Source organism: Rhizobium sp. P44RR-XXIV, assembly GCF_001999485.2.
Lineage (GTDB): Bacteria > Pseudomonadota > Alphaproteobacteria > Rhizobiales > Rhizobiaceae > Rhizobium.
Genome location: NZ_MPVZ02000029.1, coordinates 524,975 through 542,628, shown reverse-complemented (window position 1 = coordinate 542,628; position 17,654 = coordinate 524,975). Strand labels below are relative to the sequence as shown.

Genomic DNA, 17,654 nt, shown 5'->3' with positions numbered 1-17,654 from the left:
AGCCTGCCGATTGTTCAGCGAGCGCATTGCCCGAGCGAGATCAAAACTCTTCCCATGAGGATGCGGCCGCAGCCGATGCGCCGGAGCCTCCAAAGGCACCGGCAATCCTCGCCCGCAACGAACGAGCGGGCGAAGCGGCAGGGCTTGATTGCTCCGTAGCAGCCGCCGGTCGCGCCTGGTTGCTGCGACCAGCCTGCAGGGTGAATTGCCCGAGGAGGTCGTTCAAAGCCGACACTTCCTTGGCCAGGCTATAACTTGCAGCTGTGGACTCCTCGACCATTGCTGCGTTCTGCTGGGTTCCCTGGTCGATGGTGTTGACGGCCGTGTTGATCTCCTGCAGTCCGGTCGCCTGTTCACGGGCAGCTTCGACGATCGCACGGACGTTGCCGTCGATCTCCTCGACCTCCTTGACGATCTGCTGGAGCGACTGCCCGGTTCTGGTGACGAGATCGACACCGCTGTTGACCTGCTGACCCGATGTCGAAATGAGCGCCTTGATCTCCTTGGCCGCCTTGGCGGAGCGCTGCGCCAGTTCCCGCACTTCCTGGGCGACCACGGCAAAACCTTTGCCGGCCTCTCCCGCACGCGCCGCCTCTACCCCTGCATTAAGCGCGAGGAGGTTCGTCTGGAAGGCAATATCGTCGATGACGCCGATGATATTGCTGATCTCGCTCGACGATTTTGAAATGGCCTCCATGGCGGCAACCGCCTCGCGCATGACCTCGCCGGATTTCTCGGCGCCGACGCGAGCGCGGCCGACCAGCGAACTCGCTTCTTCCGCGCGCCGGGTCGAATCCTTGACCGTGGTGGTGATTTCCTCAAGTGCTGCGGCAGTCTCTTCAACGGAGGCTGCCTGTTGCTCGGTGCGCTTGGAGAGATCGTCTGCAGCAGAGCGGATCTGATTGGAGCCGGCGGCGATCGCCTGACCGCCCTGACCAACGGCCCGCAGCGTTTCCTCCAGCTTTTCCATCGATGCGTTGAAGTTTGCCCTCAGCTGGTCGAGATGAGCAACAAAAGGCTTTTCGATGCGATAAATCATGTTGCCGTTCGAAAGCTCGGCCAGGCCACCAGCCAAACCATCCACCGCAAATTGCGTATCCGCCGCATCCTTGGCCTTTTGGGCCTCGCGCTCCAAGCGTTCCTTTTCCGAAAGGCTCCGCCCGGCGGCAGCATCCTGCTCCAACCGGATACGCTCGATTGCGTTATCCCGGAAGATCGCGACGGCCGTGGCCATCTGGCCGACCTCGTCCCGACGACCGATCCCCGCAATCTCCTCCTCGGTATTACCGTCAGCGAGAGACGCCATACGGGCACGCAGCCGCTCGATCGGCGAGGCAATACCGCGAGCGGAAACCAGAATGGCAATGAGGATCGCTGCACCCAACAGGATACCAAGCGCAACGAGTGTATTGGTGATTGTCGACCCAGCCTGTTCGTCCAGCATATCGCTCTTGGCGTCGATATCCTTGTTGAAGGTATCGAGCCAAGCGCGGACTGCAAGAACCTCGTCATCAATCAGCGGATCCGCCTGCTTCAGCAGCTTCAGAGACCCTTCATTGTCGTCCACTAGGCCGGCCTTCACCGCTTGATCCGTCAACGCGATGACTGCCTTGGCCTTCACGGTCAGTTTATCCACGGCATCCGTCTCGGCCGGCATCAACTCTTTGACAGCGGCAAGGCGTTCGAGGAGCACTTTCTTGTTCTCCTCATAATCTCTGGAGAACTTGACCATTTCCTGGTCTTTCGAATTGTAGGCCAGGATTTGATAGGCATTGTAGCTCAGCGCGGTCACCCGTTGGCTGGCCCTCGACATCTCCACGGCCGCAGCTTCGTCCTTCGCTATGAAGTTCGAATAGGTGCTGACACTGTCTTTGTACTGACTTGATACGAAGAGGACACCCGAGATCCCGATCAGACAGATCGGAATCATGATGGAGAGTACTTTCGTCCTGATTTTAGCATTCTGGAGAAATGACATGATGGGGCTTGCTCTTCGTGAAGAGCTGACAAGCACTTGCACGCCGCAATGTGCGTACGCTTCGATGATTGCCTGCTTCGGGGTCGGGAGCACTGCAGAGAAGGAGCGTCCTGCTCACCGCCAATGGCGCTGCAAGGCTAAAAAACACAGCAATCTGACAAAATCATTAATACAATTAAATATTACATAAATTTAATTATAATGAAAATGTAATATTCAAGAGAGATACACAGCCGGTAATCGACAATTGTATTTTCAAACTATCCATTCAATCTTTACGTTGGCTTTTCTGGGCGATTAATTCAAAATCTATACCCAAATATGTCTTATTTACTTAAAACAACTCCGGCCTAAGTAAAAGCCTCCCATCTCTTGGCCGGCTGGATTTATTTCGCCCTCGTGCAGAGATCGGGGCATCGCTCAATCTTTTGCCTGATCCGACAGCCGCAAGCCATGCCTCCCCGCCAGCTCGATATTAGCACCAACTTCCAATAATGGCGCCTTGACATAAATTTAGCCGAGGCTATGTTTTAAATAACGAGCTGGAGAAAGCCCCATGACAGACTCGATTGTCCGGCAGACATTGTCGGAACGTACAGATATGCAGATTCGCGAAGTTCTGGCCGGCCGACGCCGGGGCTTTGGATCCATCCTGCTCTTTGCCGGCCCGGCGGTCGTCGCCTCCATTGCCTACATGGATCCCGGAAACTTCGCGACGAACATCCAGGCCGGCTCCGGCTATGGCTATTCCCTGCTGTGGGTGGTGTTGGTGGCAAACCTCATCGCCATGCTCTTCCAGGCACTTTCGGCAAAGCTCGGCATTGTCACCGGCCGCAATCTAGCCGAGCTCTGCCGCGATCAGTTTTCGGCGCCCATTCGGCTTGCGATGTGGGTCGTCAGCGAAATTGCTGCGATGGCCACCGATCTCGCCGAATTCCTCGGCGGCGCAATCGGTCTCTCCCTGCTCTTCGGCATGCCGCTCATCGCCGGAATGGGCGTCACCGCTGTGGTGACATACGCTGTCCTCTTGATGGAAGGACGCGGCTTCCGGCCGATGGAACTGATCATCGGTGGGCTCGTTGCAATAATAAGTCTTTGTTATGTTTTGGAGATGTTCATCGCGCCGGTTGCCTGGGGACAGGCGGGGCTCGGGACGATCCTGCCGTCGATCCCGGACTCCACAGCGCTGACAATCTCGGTCGGCATCATTGGCGCGACTGTCATGCCCCATGCCGTCTACCTGCATTCCGGCCTGACGCAGCACAGAGCCCCTGGACGCAACGACAATGAGCGGCGGAAACTGGTGTTCTTTTCCAATTGGGAATGCGTCATCGCCCTCGCCGTCGCCGGCGCCGTCAACATGGCGATGGTGATCATGGCCGCGGCCGCCTTCCATGCCGGCCACTCCGACGTTGCCGAGATCGAAACGGCCTATCATACCCTTACTCCTCTCCTCGGCGGCGCGGCAGCCAGCATTTTCCTGATCTCGCTGATGGCCTCCGGTATCTCTTCTTCGGCGGTCGGCACCATGGCCGGGCAGATGATCATGCAGGGCTTCGTCGGTTTCCGCATTCCAGTCTGGTTGCGCCGGCTGGTGACTATGCTGCCTGCTTTCGTCGTGGTGCTGTTGGGCGTCAACACCACCGAGGCGCTCGTCTACAGCCAGGTTATCCTTTCCTTCGCACTGCCGATTCCGATGATCGCGCTGGTTCTGTTCACCCGCAATCGCGCCATCATGGGCAATTTTGCCAACGGCCGGTTGACCGACATTGCTGCAATTGTCGGGACGATCATCATACTGTGCCTGAATGCCATCCTGCTCCTGCAGACCTTCGGCATCCCGATCCCCGGGCTCAGCAACGGCTGACCCGGATCAGCCGCCGGGCTTTCATAACGGAGTTGAATTATTTATAGTCGAGGCTAAACATCATCACGCAACTCGTGATCTTATGAAGGTAAGCCGCCTTGACGAAACCACCCGCCGCCCCGGAAAGCCGTCTGGCTTCGACAGAAGTCGAGACGCATGTCGAGGCCTTTCAGAAAAGCCGCGATGATCGACGCACGGAGCTGATGGAAGACTACGTGGAGCTGATCGCCGATCTGATAGAACATGCCGGAGAGGCCCGCCAGACCGATATCGCACAGCGGCTGGGAGTAACCCAACCCACTGTCGCCAAAATGCTCAAGCGCCTGGCCGAAGAAAACCTGATCACCCAGCGGCCCTATCGCGGCGTCTTCCTGACGGAAGAAGGTCATCGCTTGGCCGTTGCGACACGCCGGCGTCATGAAGTCGTGGAGGCAGTTCTTTGCCGTCTTGGCGTCGATCCCGACACCGCGCGAAACGACGCGGAGGGCATCGAACACCATGTTAGCGAAAAGACGCTCGAAGCCTTCGAGCGCTTTCTGAAGACGTAATGGCCGAATAACAGAATCAAAGAGCCATTTTTGGCACAGTTTTGGCGAGAATGATTTGAAAACTAGCCGGCAATAACTGTCTGTCTTGACCAATCAACCGGTATCAACGCAAGGTTTACAAATCTTCGCTAAGCAGCATTTAGCGAACCGCTGGTCTTTGTCACGAACAGACTGATTTTTATTACCGGCGCAGGGAATCATGATGAACGCCCAGGATCTGAGCACCACCGTATTTGACATCGCCCCAGTCGCCATGTGGCTGGAAGACTTCAGCGGCGTTAGAGAACAGTTCGAGCTGTGGCGGAGCGAAGGGGTGGCGGATCTGCGCTCCTTCCTGCTTGAGGATGAGCAACGCGTTGCGGCCTGCTCGCAAAAGATTCGGCTCCTCTCGGTCAACGCCAAGACCCTCGAATTGTTCGAGGCACAGTCCTTTGAGGCCCTGGTGGGCGGGCTTTCCAATGTTTTCCGTGGCGAGATGCTGCAAAGCCATGTGAATGAGCTGGTCGCGCTATGGGAGGGCAAGACCGAATTTTCCGGCACGGCGATCAACTATACGCTTGGCGGCCGCAGGCTGGACATACAGCTGCGCGGTATCGTGTTGCCGGGGCATGAGACGTCGTGGAGCCAGTTACTGCTGACGACAGAAGACGTGACCGCACGCGAGGAAGCAAGGCGGCAGGAGGAGCGCCAGCGCCGCTATGCCGAAGGCATGTTCGAACATTCTCCGGTATCGCTGTGGGTCGAGGATTTCAGCCGCATCAAGATCCTGCTCGATGAAATCCGCAGCCGTGGCATCGTCGATTTTCAGGTATTCCTCGACGTCCATCCGGAGTTCGTCCAGCAATGCATGAGCGAGATCAGCGTGCTTGACGTCAACCAGGCGACACTTGACCTGTTCTGTGCGCCCGATCGGCAAACCCTGCACCAGCGAATCGGCGAAGTCTTTCGCGACGACATGGAGAAGCATTTTCGCGGGCAACTGGTGGAATTGTGGAACGAGCGACTTTTCCATCAGCGCGAGGTGCTGAACTACGCCCTCGACGGCTCAGAACGCCATGTTCTCCTGCAGTTTTCCGTTTTCCCCGGCTACGAGCACGATTGGTCGCTGGTTCAGGTGGCGCTGACAGACATTACTGCCCGCAAGAAGGCTGAGGCCTATCTCGAATATCTCGGCAAGCACGACGTGCTCACCCGGCTCTACAATCGCGCTTTCTATATGGATGAGCTCAACAGGCTGGAGCGCAAATCGCTGCGGCCGGTCTCGGCCATCATTATCGATCTCAATGGCCTTAAAGCGGCCAATGACGAGAGCGGGCACGACGCTGGCGATTCTCTTCTGCGCCGCATGGGGGAAGTGCTGAACAGCGTGGTCTCTCAGCCAAATCATGCAGCCCGGATCGGTGGCGATGAATTTGCAGTCCTCATGCCCGGCGCCGATGAGATTGCGGCTACGGCCATGGTTGAAACGATCAACGAACTGTTGAAGATCAACAATCAGTTCTATTCCAGCTCCCCGCTCAGCACCGCAGTCGGCGTCGCGACGAGCCAGCAGGGAGAGACCATGGAGGCCATGGTCAAGCGTGCCGATTTAGGCATGTACGAACACAAGAAAGCCCATTATGCCGCGGCTATCGGTATCGGCCCGCATCAGGCAAAGCACGGCGCCTGATAACGGCGCGCCGCATTTCCTTTCCTTCGGCTGACCAAACAGCCCATCCCGGAATACCCCGTGACCAGGAACAAAAGCCGGGACTCAACATTTGGCTTTCTGGAAAAAGATGGAGTTTTAAATGGAAGATCAAACGACCAACGTCGTCGTCGCCACTCGAAGCGCTCTCGACCAGGCATCCGCACTCGCAGTCCAATATGGGTTCTCTATCCTCGGTGCGGTCATTCTGTTGGTGGTCGGCTGGATTTTGGCCGGCGTCATCAGCCGCGCGGCCTATCGCGTCATCTCGCGCATCCGCGGCATTGACGAGACACTGGCCAGCTTCTTCCAGAACGTCCTACATTACGGCCTTCTCGTCCTGGTGTTTATCACCGTCCTCGGACAATTCGGTGTCCAGACAGCCTCCATCATCGCTACCCTCGGCGCCGCCGGCCTCGCAGTCGGCCTGGCGCTACAGGGCACGCTTCAGAATATTGCCGCAGGCATCATGCTCTTGGTGCTCAGACCATTTCGGGTCGGCGAATATATAGAGACGACGAACGTCAAAGGCTTCATCAGAGATATCGGGCTGTTTGCAACGGAGATGAAGACGGAAGACGGTCTTTACCTCATGGCACCGAATTCCACACTCTGGAACACGCCCATCGTCAATCACAGCCGGGAGCCCGATCGCCGGCAGGAACTATCCATCGCCGTCGGCAATGATGTCGACATCGATATCGCTCGCAAAACCATTCTCGACGTCGTGAGTTCGGACCAGCGCGTGAAGAGCAAGCCTGCGCCGCTGGCCTATCTGGACGATCTTACGGCCGACCAGACCGTGGTGAAAATCCAATATTGGACGATTACCTCGGCCTGGACGGAAGCCCGGCACGAGATCATCTCAAAGCTGAAATCAAAGCTTGCCGAAGCCAATATTCCGATCAAGTAACAGTCTGGGCCGCGACTCTGGACATTGGAACCTGCCGTCAGCCGGGAGCAGGCTGACGGCAGGTTTTTACGAGGTTTGAATGCCTCGTGCGCGACCCAACGATCCCGCTATCTTCCAAACTGAGGCGCGAGATATTTGTTCCGCACTTCGCGCGAAATCAGTAAGCGCGATCAGAACTATGCCGCGAGTTCCTGCACTACCATTTGACACGGTAGTCAAGGCGCAGATTGCCGGCCGGCGTCAATGTCTGCGGGTCGAGGAACGAAGCAGAAAAATTTAGGTTCGGCGCAAGAGGCTGCTGAAACGAGACCGTGCTGGAGAAGGCATTGCCGACATCTTTCAGATTGCCGCTTGCCGATATGGATGTTCCTGTCCAGGGAACGGCAAGCGTCACGTCCTGTGTCGCGATAATAGTATTCGCACCGCTCCGCCCCCCTGCATAATTGACATTCAGCGATCTGGACGTGCGCATATCGAGGCCATCTGACACGATCCAGCTACGTGAGCGGCCAAAACAAAGGGTGCCGGCGCCGTTTAGCGTATCGACACGCAGCGCCACTTCGCGCCGCCAGCTGGTCGAGAAGCGGCTCTGGCTGTCGACAGCCGTTCCCCATAATGTCGCAAGACTGCTGCTGCGCAGGATCGTTCCATTCACGGAACCTCCCAGGCCGAGATCCACGCCCGCACTCGTTTCCCAAGCCATCGGCAATCGAAAACCCAGCGTCGTCTTATAGGTTCGTGGCGCAACCTTGACCGGCGACCAGATCATCAGATCGCTGGCATCGGCGGCCTGCGGCAACAACATCACGCTTGCAAGAACACCGAGAACGGCGCGCTGTGCAACAAAAGCCATCTATAAACCCACTTATCTCTGCCCAAAACTTTGGGCGCACCAAGACAACGGCCGAACACATGGCAAATGCCGCATTCAGGCCTCGGATTGATTTGTTCGGTTGAGCGCCCGAAATCGGAAGCGCTGCGGAGCCAAAAACAGGCATCCGCTCGAAGGATATATCGCCACCACGGAAACGGGTGACACCTTCGCCTAAAGACTCCCATCCACCGCCGGGCTTGTAAACCCCTTGAGACCAAGTTTTTTGCTGCGGTGCACATTTGCCGCATATGGTGGTGATAACGCCGGCCTTGCCGCCAGCCATCAAGACCGGCTGCGCAACATCACTCCACGCGAAGCCCGGCCTTCTTCAGAAGCGGGAGCACCCGATCGCAAAAATAGGGAAGTTCCTGGGTGTAATTGACGAATGACAAGGCGATGCCCGTATAGCCTTGCTCCGAAATGGCGATCATCTCGTCAGCGATGCGTTCCGGCGTCCCAATCAGCGGATAGCTGCCCGCTCCACCCGCGAAGCGCTGCCGATAGCGATCATAGGCTTCGCGATCATGTGATTGCGAAAACTCCTTCTTGCCGGCCATATGCTGGTCGACGGCAACGTGGTCGGCCATGGTGACGGCGTAGCGCGTGTAATAATCTTCCGCCTCTGCCTGCGTCTCGCGGCAAACGACATGGCAGACCGTGTAGACGCCGACCCGCCGGCCATTCTTTTCCGCACGTTCGCTGATGTCGATCACATGCTTTCCAGCGTCAGCAATCTCGGTGAAAGTGGTGAAGAGATAATCGCAATGGCCGGCCGCGAAATCTCGGCCGGGACCGCCGAATGCGGCATTCATCGTCACCGGGCGCGGCGTCTGCAGGCTTGCCGGACGGCTGACGGCCTCTTTCAGGCTGTAATAGCTTCCGGCGTAATCCAGCGGCTCGTCGGAGGCGTAGAGCTTTTCGACGATCTCGAGCCATTCCGTCGCCTGGTCGTAGCCCTTCTCGACAAGTGGCACGCCGAACATGCCGAATTCCTTCGGGTTCCAGCCGCAGACGATGTTGAGCCCTGCCCGCCCCTGGCTGATATGATCGACTGTCGCGAGCGACTTTGCCGCATAGAGCGGATGGACGAGTGGGACATGCACCGTCATGAACAGACCGATGCGATCCGTCGCAGCAGAAAGAGCCGCGGCCCAGGTGAAGGTCTCGAACGACCATTCCCGCACCCGGTTCTTGCCGCCGAAACCACGCCAGCGGGCGATCGGCAGTAAGAATTCAAGACCGGCGCGATCGGCGATCTGTGCGGCAGTCAAATTGTCCTGCCAGCCGGCCGTCCAACGCTCCGGCACATCGGTAATGGCAAGGCCGCCATCCGCATTGGTCGAGAACACGCCAAGCTTCAGCCGGTTCGGCCCCTTCAGCGGATGCATCTTCATGGCGCCTTCTCCTCCGACTCCACCCTGCAGCGTCCCGGCAGCCGGCAACGATGCGACACGCAAATGTGTGACGCTCACGGAAAAGAATTTCAAGCCTAAAATTTATTTGGTTGTTGTCGCTTGGGACGGCGGCGTTACCTGGCTCACAAGCCAATCCTGAAAGAGCATGGCGATCTGGTTGGTCTGCTTCTTTTCTGCCATGACGACATAGTAGCTGTTCTCGGTCGGCATCGGCAGTTCGAACAGAGGCAGCAGCGCGCCTGTCTGCAATTCCTCTTCGATGAGATAGGTGGGCAACAGCGCGACGCCGAGCCCGGAGATGGCGGCAGCGATGATCATGGAGAACTGATCGAAGCGGGCGCCGGGATAGGCATGTTCGGTCGGCAATTTCTGCAGATCGAACCATTGCGCCCAGAGCTTCGGACGTGTTGTCAGATGCAGCAGCGGAGCCAGTGACAGATCCTCCGGACCGCCGAGCTTCAATCGGCCGGCCAGTTGCCGGCCGGCAACCGGAAGAACCGTCTCATTGCAGAGAAACGTGGCAACGGCGCCAGCCCAGGCCGGCAGGCCGTAGTGAATGGCAAGGTCGAAATTGTCCTCATCGAAACTGAAGGGCTTGGAGCGCGACTCCATCGTAACCGCGACGTCCCGATGCTCCTCTAGGAAATGGCCGAGTCGCGGCACCAGCCACCGCGTGCCGAAGGTTGGCAAGGTCGCTACTTTCAACGATAGCTTCATTTGCCCCGAGGCGACGGCGCCGATCATCAGACGCTCTGAGCGTAGCAGCAGATCCTTGACCTCCGGCAAAAGCCGAAGCCCCGCTTCCGACAGGACGACGCGTTGTCGCACGCGCTCAAAGAGCTTCAGCCCGGTCTGCTGCTCCAGCTCGCTGATCTGACGGCTGACGGCGCTCTGGGTCAGGTTCAGTTCTTCGGCCGCCCGCGAAAAATTCTGATGCCGGGCCGCGCATTCGAACGCCTGCAGATTGACGATGTCAGGGATGAGGCGTCTGCGCATAATCATTCCATTTCCGCATCAAGTTAGAATTTTGTCTCACAAGACCGGCTGCGGGACAAGAGATATCCTGCAATATAGGAATGATATAGCCTTTTCAGGAACCGACCGCCCATGAAGTCTGATCACGTCTCCGCAAGCGATATTCGAAGCGCCTTTTCGGCCGCCATGTCCGCCATGTATCGCGAAGAAGTCCCCGCTTACGGCACGCTCATGGAGCTGGTAGGCCGCATCAACGACGCAACGCTCGCCGCCCAGCCGAAATTGAAGGAACGCCTTCAGGCGACCGACTATCTCGATCGCATTTCCGAGGAACGGCACGGCGCGATCCGGCTCGGGACGGCTGCAGAACTGGCGATGATGGCGCGCGTGTTCGCCGTCATGGGCATGTATCCCGTCGGCTATTACGACCTTTCCACGGCGGGCGTACCCGTACATTCGACGGCATTCCGACCCACCAGTGACGCCGAGCTGAAGCGCAACCCCTTCCGCGTTTTCACTTCGCTGCTGCGGCTTGACCTGATTGCAGATGAAGACCTGCGCGAGGCATCGGCTGAAATTCTTTCGAAGCGCCGGATCTTCACCGAAGACGCCGTTTCGCTCACAGTAAAAGCCGAACGCGACGGCGGCTTGACTATGGCCGACGCCAGCCGTTTCGTCGACGAAGTTCTGGAGACTTTCCGCTGGCACGACGAAGCCAACGTCGATGCCGCAATGTACCATCGCCTCCATGATGCCCATCGCCTGATTGCAGACGTCGTTTCGTTCAAGGGCCCACACATCAACCATCTGACGCCGCGCACCTTGGATATTGACCAGGTGCAGGCGCTGATGCCCGATTATGACATTGCGCCGAAGGCCATCGTCGAGGGCCCGCCGACACGCGCCTGCCCGATCCTGTTGCGCCAGACCTCCTTCAAGGCGCTGGAAGAGCCCGTATCCTTCCGCAATGCAAACGGCGTCTGGGAAACCGAGTCGCATACCGCCCGCTTCGGCGAGATCGAGCAGCGAGGCATTGCGCTCACGCCCAAGGGTCGCGCCCTGTACGACCACTTGCTCGATCAGTCCCGCAAGATTGTGCGGCCCGCCGCAGACGGATCGAATGCGCGCGAATATGAAGCCGCGCTGGCGCAGAGCTTTGGCGAATTTCCTGATGATTGGGCAGCGATCCGCGCTGAAGAACTCGGCTATTTCGCCTATTCGCTGACGGCCAAGGGCAAGGCAACGGCCGCAGGAGCCGGTCGCTCCCTCGAAACCCTGATCGAAGACGGGTTCATCCAGTTCGATCCGATCGTCTATGAAGACTTCCTGCCCGTCAGTGCCGCTGGCATCTTCCAATCCAACCTCGGCGATAGCGCCCAGCAGGAATTTGTCGCTAGCCCGAACCAGAAACGGTTCGAGGCCGACCTTGGCATGAAGGTCGTGAACGAATTCGACCATTATGCCGGCATCGAGCAGGCATCGATCGACGCATGCCTGCGGGCACTATCCCAACAAGACGCGGCCGAGTGAGATCGCGCGACCATAGAGATCGCGCCGCAGGCCCGGATCAGAGACAAGTGGAGTTATGAGATGAATATCGCAGCAAAGAATCTTTCCGTCGCGGCCGAAACCGCCGCCATCCTCGAAAAGCTCGGTGTCGACAAGGCGCTCTATATGCAGGGCGACATGCCCTCCTATTCGCCTGTAACCGGCGAGAAGATCGGCGATTTGAAAACCGTTTCGGCCGATGAAGCAGCCCGGCGGATCGAGAAGGCTCACGCCGCATTCCGCGCCTGGCGTCTGGTGCCGGCGCCCAAGCGTGGCGAACTGGTTCGCCTGCTCGGCGAAGAGCTGCGTGCCGCCAAGGACGACCTGGGTCGCCTGGTCTTGATCGAAGCCGGCAAGATCCGCTCCGAAGGCCTCGGCGAAGTGCAGGAAATGATCGACATCTGCGACTTCGCGGTCGGCCTCTCCCGCCAGCTCTACGGCCTGACGATCGCCACCGAGCGCCCCGGCCATCGCATGATGGAGACCTGGCATCCGCTCGGTGTCGTCGGCATCATCTCGGCCTTCAACTTCCCGGTCGCGGTGTGGTCGTGGAACGCGGCGCTCGCGCTGATCTGCGGCAATCCGGTCATCTGGAAACCCTCGGAAAAGACGCCGCTGACGGCACTGGCCTCGCAAGCCATCCTCGATCGTGCGCTCGCCCGCTTCGGCGATGCGCCGGAAGGCTTGTCGCAGATCCTCATCGGCGACCGCGCCATCGGCGAAGTGCTCGTCGATCATCCGAAGGTGCCGCTCGTCTCGGCGACGGGCTCGACCCGCATGGGCCGCGATGTCGGGCCGCGGCTCGCCAAGCGCTTCGCCCGCGCCATTCTCGAACTTGGCGGCAACAATGCGGGCATAGTCTGCCCCTCTGCCGATCTCGACATGGCGCTGCGCGCCATCGCCTTCGGCGCCATGGGCACCGCCGGTCAGCGCTGCACGACGCTGCGCCGCCTTTTCGTACATACGAGCGTTTACGACCAGCTCATGCCACGTCTGAAGAAGGCCTATCAGAGCGTCTCCGTCGGCGATCCCTTGCATTCCTCGGCTCTCGTCGGCCCACTGATCGACAAGGCGGCGTTCGATGGCATGCAGAAGGCGATTTCCGCCGCTAAGTCGCACGGCGGCACCGTCACCGGCGGCGAGCGCATCGATGTCGGCCATGCCGATGGCTATTATGCCAAGCCGGCGCTTGTGGAAATGCCGAAGCAGGCCGGCCCCGTTTTCGAAGAAACCTTCGCGCCAATCCTCTATGTCATGCCCTATGACGACTTCGATGCCGTGATCGAGGAACACAATGCCGTCTCGGCCGGCCTTTCCTCGTCGATCTTCACCCGCGACATGCAGGAATCCGAGCGCTTCCTCGCGGCTGACGGCTCGGATTGCGGCATCGCCAACGTCAACATCGGCACATCGGGCGCCGAAATCGGCGGCGCATTCGGCGGCGAGAAGGAAACCGGTGGCGGTCGTGAATCCGGATCGGATGCCTGGAGAGCCTATATGCGCCGGGCGACCAACACCGTGAACTATTCCAAGGCCCTGCCGCTGGCTCAGGGCGTATCCTTCGACATCGAGTAGGCCTCATGACGATCGCCACCACCATCGAGGAAGCGGGTTTTCGGCCCGCTTCGCGCATCGCCTCCATCGGCGTGTCGACAATCCTGCAGATCGGCGCGCGCGCCAATGCGATGAAGCGCGATGGCCTCCCCGTCATCATCCTCGGCGCCGGAGAGCCGGATTTCGATACGCCCGATAACGTCAAGGAGGCGGCAAAGGCCGCCATCGATCGTGGCGAAACGAAATACACCGCGCTCGATGGCACGCCGGAACTCAAGAAGGCGATTGCCGGCAAGTTCCTGCGCGAGAATGGCGTCGACTATGCTCTCGACGAAATCACCGTGGCGACGGGCGCAAAGCAGATTCTGTTCAATGCCTTCATGGCGTCGATCGATCCGGGCGACGAGGTGATCATCCCGACGCCCTACTGGACGTCCTATTCCGATATCGTCGAGATCTGCGGCGGTGTGCCGGTGCTGATCCCCTGCGATGTCGAGGCCGGTTTCCGCCTCAAGGCGGATCAACTCGAAAAGGCGATCACGCCGAAGACGCGCTGGCTGCTCCTCAATTCGCCGTCCAATCCATCGGGTGCGGCCTATTCGGAAGCGGATTACCTTCCGCTCATCGAGGTTCTGCAGCGCCATTCGCATGTCTGGCTGATGGTCGACGACATGTATGAGCACATCGTCTATGACGACTTCCGTTTCACGACGCCTGTCGCAATCGAGCCTAGCCTCAAGAGCCGGACGCTGACGGTGAATGGTGTTTCCAAGGCCTATGCGATGACCGGCTGGCGCATCGGCTATGCCGGTGGCCCGAAGGCACTGATCAAGGCCATGGCCGTCATCCAGAGCCAGGCGACCTCCTGCCCGTCCTCCGTCAGCCAGGCAGCCGCCGTTGCCGCACTGAATGGCCCACAGGATTTTCTCAAGGATCGCACCGCCAGCTTCCAGCGCCGGCGTGATCTCGTCGTCGGCATGCTCAATGCCATAAAGGGCCTGCATTGCCGCGTGCCTGAAGGTGCTTTCTATACATTCTCGAGCTGCGCCGGTGTGCTCGGCAAGACGACACCCTCGGGCAAGACCATCCTAACGGATACGGATTTCTGTGCCTATCTGCTCGACGAAGCCCATGTCGCCGTCGTGCCAGGTTCGGCATTCGGGCTGTCGCCCTATTTCCGCATTTCCTATGCGACATCCGAGGCAGATCTTGTCGAAGCGCTTGATCGCATCGAACGGGCCTGCGCAGCGCTACAGTCATGACCACAGAAGAGTGTGGCACCCTCACGGGCAGCCACTAACTCAACCGTGGAACCGCTTTCGCGCGAGATAGCTATGGGGTGACCATTTCCTGTGCCGGATGCCTAAGGCTGGAGCACGATTTTTCCGTGCGCATGTCCGCTCAGGCTAAGATCCATCGCCTCCTTCCAGCTTGCCAGCGGTAGTGCCAGAGCAAGCGGGATTGAGAATTCGCCGACAGCCGCGAGCTTGGCAAATTCCCCGATCACGTCATATCGTTGCGGTGCGTTTTCCGAAAACGAGTGCCGGATGCCCATTTCATCCGCCGCTGAGAAATCGCTAATGGTCAGAATGCGCCTGGGATCACCACCAGCAATTTCCAGCAGGTCTGGAAGACCGCCGTTGGCGGGTGCCGCATCAAGTATCAAATCGGGCGAGCCCTGTGCAATATCGCGAACCCGTTGGATCATCCCCTCCCCATAGCGCGTCACCTTCGCACCGAAGCCGCGGAGACGCTCGCCGAATGTCTCTCCCGCAGTTGTGATGACCTTCGCGCCACGGATCAGGGCTATCTGTACCGCTGCAAAGCCGACCATCGTCCCGCCGCCATGCACCAGCACGGTGTGGCCCTTTTCGACCCGAAGGCTTTCAATGCTTCGGAATGCGGTCTCAACGACGAGCGTTAGTGACGCGGCATGGATCATGTCGAGCCCCTCCGGAACCGGGGCCCAGTGATTGAGCACGGCGAAATCCGATGCGCCGGCGCTCGCATAACCTGCGAAATCGGCATTGCCAAGAACAGCATCGCCTATCCTGACATTGGTAACGCCCTCGCCAACTGAATCCACAAACCCGGCGACATCCAGACCAATGCCGCGAGGCATTTTTCCCGGAAACAGGCCGCGGCACAGCGCCCAGTCTGCCGGGTTGAGGCCGCAGGCGTGTACCCTTACCAAGATGCGGTTCTGGCCCGGCTCGGGGATAGTCACCCTCTCCAGAACCAAAACATCCTCAGGTTCCCCATAGTCATGAAACCGGATGCTGCGCATGTCTGAGGGCTTGGTATCGGTCATGTCTGTTCTCGCTTTCATTCTTCTCAAGCAAAGATGATCGCAGTTCCGTGGTTGCAAACTTGCACGGCGCTGCGTAGTATTGTCAGTGACTGACGATAAGCGTAAAGTCAGCCACTGACAATAGGGAAAGTTGATGCCACGAAATCGTGAAGAGGTGCGTCGCCGTCTCATGGAAGCGGCTCTGGAACTATACCAGGAGCGTGGGTACGAGCAGACGACGGCCGCCGAAATTGCACAAAAGGCTGGCGTGACGGAGCGAACTTTTTTCCGGCACTTTCCGGACAAGCGGGAGATGTTCTTTCACGGGGAGACGGCGCTGGGCGAAATGCTAACCGCGGCGGTGCGTAACGCTCCGCGTGAACTCGGCCCTTGGGAAACCCTATTCAAAGCCTTTCGTTCGGCGGAAAAGCTCTTCATTGAAAACCGCCACGTCTCCGAGCCGGGACGCCGGATTGTCGCTGCCAGCCCCGCTCTTCAGGAAAGACAGGCGGCGAAGGTCAATTCTCTGACGGAAGCGTTGGCTGCAGAGCTACGCGAGCGCGGCGTGGCTGCCCGGCGCGCTTCGCTGATTGCGAAAATCGGCATGGCAGTTCTTGCTCACGCCGTAGCCTCATGGCTTGATGGCGGCTCTCAAGAATTGGACGATCACCTGGTCCAGGCCTTTGAGGATGTGAGTGATCTCTCTGCTTTCAACGTGACGAGGTTCGCTGAAACTGCCGAACCGCAACTACGGACTGATAGCTGACGGCGCATTGGACCGCCGGAATGATGAGTCAAAATGTGAAATCGCGGCTTTGAGCGGCTCCGCATTTGGATCAATGGCGGGCCTGTCAGCCCACCATATTTTTAGTAAGTAAAAGCTTTTACTTAGACGGCTTCTCTCATGCGAAGCTTCTCCAGGCTGTAGACCTGCCCGAAGCGATTGTTGAGGAAGTCACCGAGGTCGATTTCTTCCTGGCAGACGAAGCCCTTGGTGGGAAGCTTGCCGTGGGAGAGCAGATCGAGAACTGTCGTGATGCCGGCAGCCGTGGTGATCTGGATGGCGCTCATCTTCTTGCCGGCAACGATGCCCGCATAGACCTTGTTGGCATAGGTTTCCTGCATGTAGCGACCTTCGCGCCAGCCGCAGACGGTGACGAAGACAACGACCACATCCTGCATTGTCGCAGGCAGGGCGTTTTCGAAGAGATCCTTCAGCACATCGCGGCGGTTCTTGAGGTTCAGGTCGTTCAAGAGTGCCTTGATGATAGCCTGATGGCCGGGGTAACGGATGGTGCGGTAGTTCATGGTGCGCACGCGGCCGGCAAGCGTCTTGGCAAGCGTGCCGAGGCCGCCGGAGGTGTTGAACGCCTCATAGGTGACGCCATCGAGGGAGAATTCCTCGCGCTCTTCCATGGCCGGTACGGTCACGAGCTTGCCTTCGACGATCGCTTCGCACGGCTCGATATATTCGTTGATCAGACCGTCCGTGCTCCAGGTCAGGTTATAGTTCAAAGCATTGGACGGGTATTGCGGCAGAGCGCCGACGCGCATGCGCACGCTGTCGAGGCTGTCGAAACGCTTGGCGAGATCGTTGGCGACAATCGAGATAAAGCCTGGTGCCAGGCCGCATTGCGGAATGAAGGCAGTTTTGGCCCCCTGGGCCAGCTCTTCCACCTTCTTCGTGGTGGCGACATCCTCGGTGAGGTCGAGATAGTGGACGCCCGCTTCGAGCGCGGCTTCGGCGACGAAGCCGGTGAGATGAAAAGGAGCGGCCGAGAGAACAGCGAACTTTCCGGTGAGAACAGCGACGAGCCCGGCGCGGTCGGCGATATCGACGGCTGCCGTGGAAATCGCAGGGTGGTGGTCGATCTTGGCGAGCTGCTCGGGGCTGCGGTCAGCGACGACAACCCTGTAATCGCCCGTGTCGGCCAGCATCAAAGCAATCGCTCCACCGATTTTGCCTGCGCCGATGACCACTATGTCTTTCATATAAATCCCCTGC

Annotated in this window: 14 protein-coding genes; 8 read left to right on the top strand and 6 right to left on the bottom strand. The window is 58.8% G+C overall.

What is annotated here, in order from left to right; all coding sequences use genetic code 11:
* Positions 1-40: 40 nt before the first annotated feature.
* Positions 41-1,978, bottom strand: coding sequence for a methyl-accepting chemotaxis protein (locus BSK43_RS28600; RefSeq protein WP_077468112.1), 1,938 nt, complete (start codon positions 1,976-1,978; stop codon positions 41-43).
* 556 nt (positions 1,979-2,534) lie between these two features.
* Here BSK43_RS28600 and BSK43_RS28595 point away from each other — a divergent pair.
* The 4 genes from BSK43_RS28595 (at position 2,535) to BSK43_RS28580 (ending at position 6,993) form a co-directional block, all read left to right on the top strand.
* A complete protein-coding gene (locus BSK43_RS28595) occupies positions 2,535-3,845 on the top strand; it encodes an Nramp family divalent metal transporter (protein ID WP_077468111.1) in 1,311 nt (436 codons plus the stop codon).
* Between the two features lie 98 nt (positions 3,846-3,943).
* The gene (gene mntR / locus BSK43_RS28590; protein ID WP_077468110.1) at positions 3,944-4,393 is read left to right on the top strand and encodes a manganese-binding transcriptional regulator MntR; all 450 of its coding nucleotides are present in this window, start codon (positions 3,944-3,946) and stop codon (positions 4,391-4,393) included.
* 202 nt (positions 4,394-4,595) lie between these two features.
* On the top strand, positions 4,596-6,062 hold the full coding sequence (locus BSK43_RS28585; protein WP_077468109.1) for a sensor domain-containing diguanylate cyclase: 1,467 nt from the start codon (positions 4,596-4,598) through the stop codon (positions 6,060-6,062).
* A gap of 121 nt (positions 6,063-6,183) precedes the next feature.
* Complete coding sequence (locus BSK43_RS28580) at positions 6,184-6,993, top strand: mechanosensitive ion channel domain-containing protein (protein WP_077468108.1); 810 nt, start codon at positions 6,184-6,186, stop codon at positions 6,991-6,993.
* Positions 6,994-7,189: 196 nt separating this feature from the next.
* Here the strand turns inward: BSK43_RS28580 and BSK43_RS28575 are convergent, their stop codons facing one another.
* The 3 genes from BSK43_RS28575 to BSK43_RS28565 form a co-directional block, all read right to left on the bottom strand.
* A complete protein-coding gene (locus tag BSK43_RS28575) occupies positions 7,190-7,846 on the bottom strand; it encodes a hypothetical protein (RefSeq protein ID WP_136687330.1) in 657 nt (218 codons plus the stop codon).
* Positions 7,847-8,169: 323 nt separating this feature from the next.
* Complete coding sequence (locus tag BSK43_RS28570; protein ID WP_077468106.1) at positions 8,170-9,261, bottom strand: LLM class flavin-dependent oxidoreductase; 1,092 nt, start codon at positions 9,259-9,261, stop codon at positions 8,170-8,172.
* Between the two features lie 102 nt (positions 9,262-9,363).
* On the bottom strand, positions 9,364-10,284 hold the full coding sequence (locus BSK43_RS28565; protein WP_077468105.1) for a LysR family transcriptional regulator: 921 nt from the start codon (positions 10,282-10,284) through the stop codon (positions 9,364-9,366).
* 105 nt (positions 10,285-10,389) lie between these two features.
* Here BSK43_RS28565 and BSK43_RS28560 point away from each other — a divergent pair, with 105 nt between their 5' ends.
* The 3 genes from BSK43_RS28560 to BSK43_RS28550 are packed head-to-tail and all read left to right on the top strand — an operon-like array spanning position 10,390 to position 14,621.
* Positions 10,390-11,787 carry a VOC family protein gene (locus BSK43_RS28560; RefSeq protein ID WP_077468104.1) on the top strand — a complete coding sequence of 466 codons (1,398 nt, stop codon included), beginning with the start codon at positions 10,390-10,392 and terminating at the stop codon, positions 11,785-11,787.
* Between the two features lie 60 nt (positions 11,788-11,847).
* Positions 11,848-13,380, top strand: coding sequence for an aldehyde dehydrogenase family protein (locus BSK43_RS28555; RefSeq protein WP_136687328.1), 1,533 nt, complete (start codon positions 11,848-11,850; stop codon positions 13,378-13,380).
* A gap of 5 nt (positions 13,381-13,385) precedes the next feature.
* Positions 13,386-14,621 carry a pyridoxal phosphate-dependent aminotransferase gene (locus BSK43_RS28550; protein WP_077468102.1) on the top strand — a complete coding sequence of 412 codons (1,236 nt, stop codon included), beginning with the start codon at positions 13,386-13,388 and terminating at the stop codon, positions 14,619-14,621.
* 101 nt (positions 14,622-14,722) lie between these two features.
* Here BSK43_RS28550 and BSK43_RS28545 read toward each other — a convergent pair whose 3' ends face one another.
* Entirely contained in the window at positions 14,723-15,670 is a 948-nt protein-coding gene (locus tag BSK43_RS28545; RefSeq protein WP_205910672.1) for an NADP-dependent oxidoreductase, read from the bottom strand.
* Between the two features lie 133 nt (positions 15,671-15,803).
* Here BSK43_RS28545 and BSK43_RS28540 point away from each other — a divergent pair, with 133 nt between their 5' ends.
* A complete protein-coding gene (locus tag BSK43_RS28540) occupies positions 15,804-16,415 on the top strand; it encodes a TetR/AcrR family transcriptional regulator (RefSeq protein ID WP_077468101.1) in 612 nt (203 codons plus the stop codon).
* A gap of 122 nt (positions 16,416-16,537) precedes the next feature.
* Here the strand turns inward: BSK43_RS28540 and BSK43_RS28535 are convergent, their stop codons facing one another.
* Entirely contained in the window at positions 16,538-17,641 is a 1,104-nt protein-coding gene (locus BSK43_RS28535) for a saccharopine dehydrogenase family protein (protein ID WP_077468289.1), read from the bottom strand.
* Positions 17,642-17,654 lie beyond the last annotated feature (13 nt).

Bases quoted from the DNA above. Each gene is read 5' to 3' on its own strand.
- BSK43_RS28600 (WP_077468112.1), bottom strand. From the start codon at position 1,978: ATGTCATTTCTCCAGAATGCTAAAATCAGGACGAAAGTACTCTCCATC.
- BSK43_RS28595 (WP_077468111.1), top strand. From the start codon at position 2,535: ATGACAGACTCGATTGTCCGGCAGACATTGTCGGAACGTACAGATATG.
- BSK43_RS28585 (WP_077468109.1), top strand. From the start codon at position 4,596: ATGAACGCCCAGGATCTGAGCACCACCGTATTTGACATCGCCCCAGTC.
- BSK43_RS28580 (WP_077468108.1), top strand. From the start codon at position 6,184: ATGGAAGATCAAACGACCAACGTCGTCGTCGCCACTCGAAGCGCTCTC.
- BSK43_RS28575 (WP_136687330.1), bottom strand. From the start codon at position 7,846: ATGGCTTTTGTTGCACAGCGCGCCGTTCTCGGTGTTCTTGCAAGCGTG.
- BSK43_RS28570 (WP_077468106.1), bottom strand. From the start codon at position 9,261: ATGAAGATGCATCCGCTGAAGGGGCCGAACCGGCTGAAGCTTGGCGTG.
- BSK43_RS28565 (WP_077468105.1), bottom strand. From the start codon at position 10,284: ATGATTATGCGCAGACGCCTCATCCCTGACATCGTCAATCTGCAGGCG.
- BSK43_RS28560 (WP_077468104.1), top strand. From the start codon at position 10,390: ATGAAGTCTGATCACGTCTCCGCAAGCGATATTCGAAGCGCCTTTTCG.
- BSK43_RS28555 (WP_136687328.1), top strand. From the start codon at position 11,848: ATGAATATCGCAGCAAAGAATCTTTCCGTCGCGGCCGAAACCGCCGCC.
- BSK43_RS28550 (WP_077468102.1), top strand. From the start codon at position 13,386: ATGACGATCGCCACCACCATCGAGGAAGCGGGTTTTCGGCCCGCTTCG.
- BSK43_RS28545 (WP_205910672.1), bottom strand. From the start codon at position 15,670: ATGACCGATACCAAGCCCTCAGACATGCGCAGCATCCGGTTTCATGAC.
- BSK43_RS28540 (WP_077468101.1), top strand. From the start codon at position 15,804: ATGCCACGAAATCGTGAAGAGGTGCGTCGCCGTCTCATGGAAGCGGCT.
- BSK43_RS28535 (WP_077468289.1), bottom strand. From the start codon at position 17,641: ATGAAAGACATAGTGGTCATCGGCGCAGGCAAAATCGGTGGAGCGATT.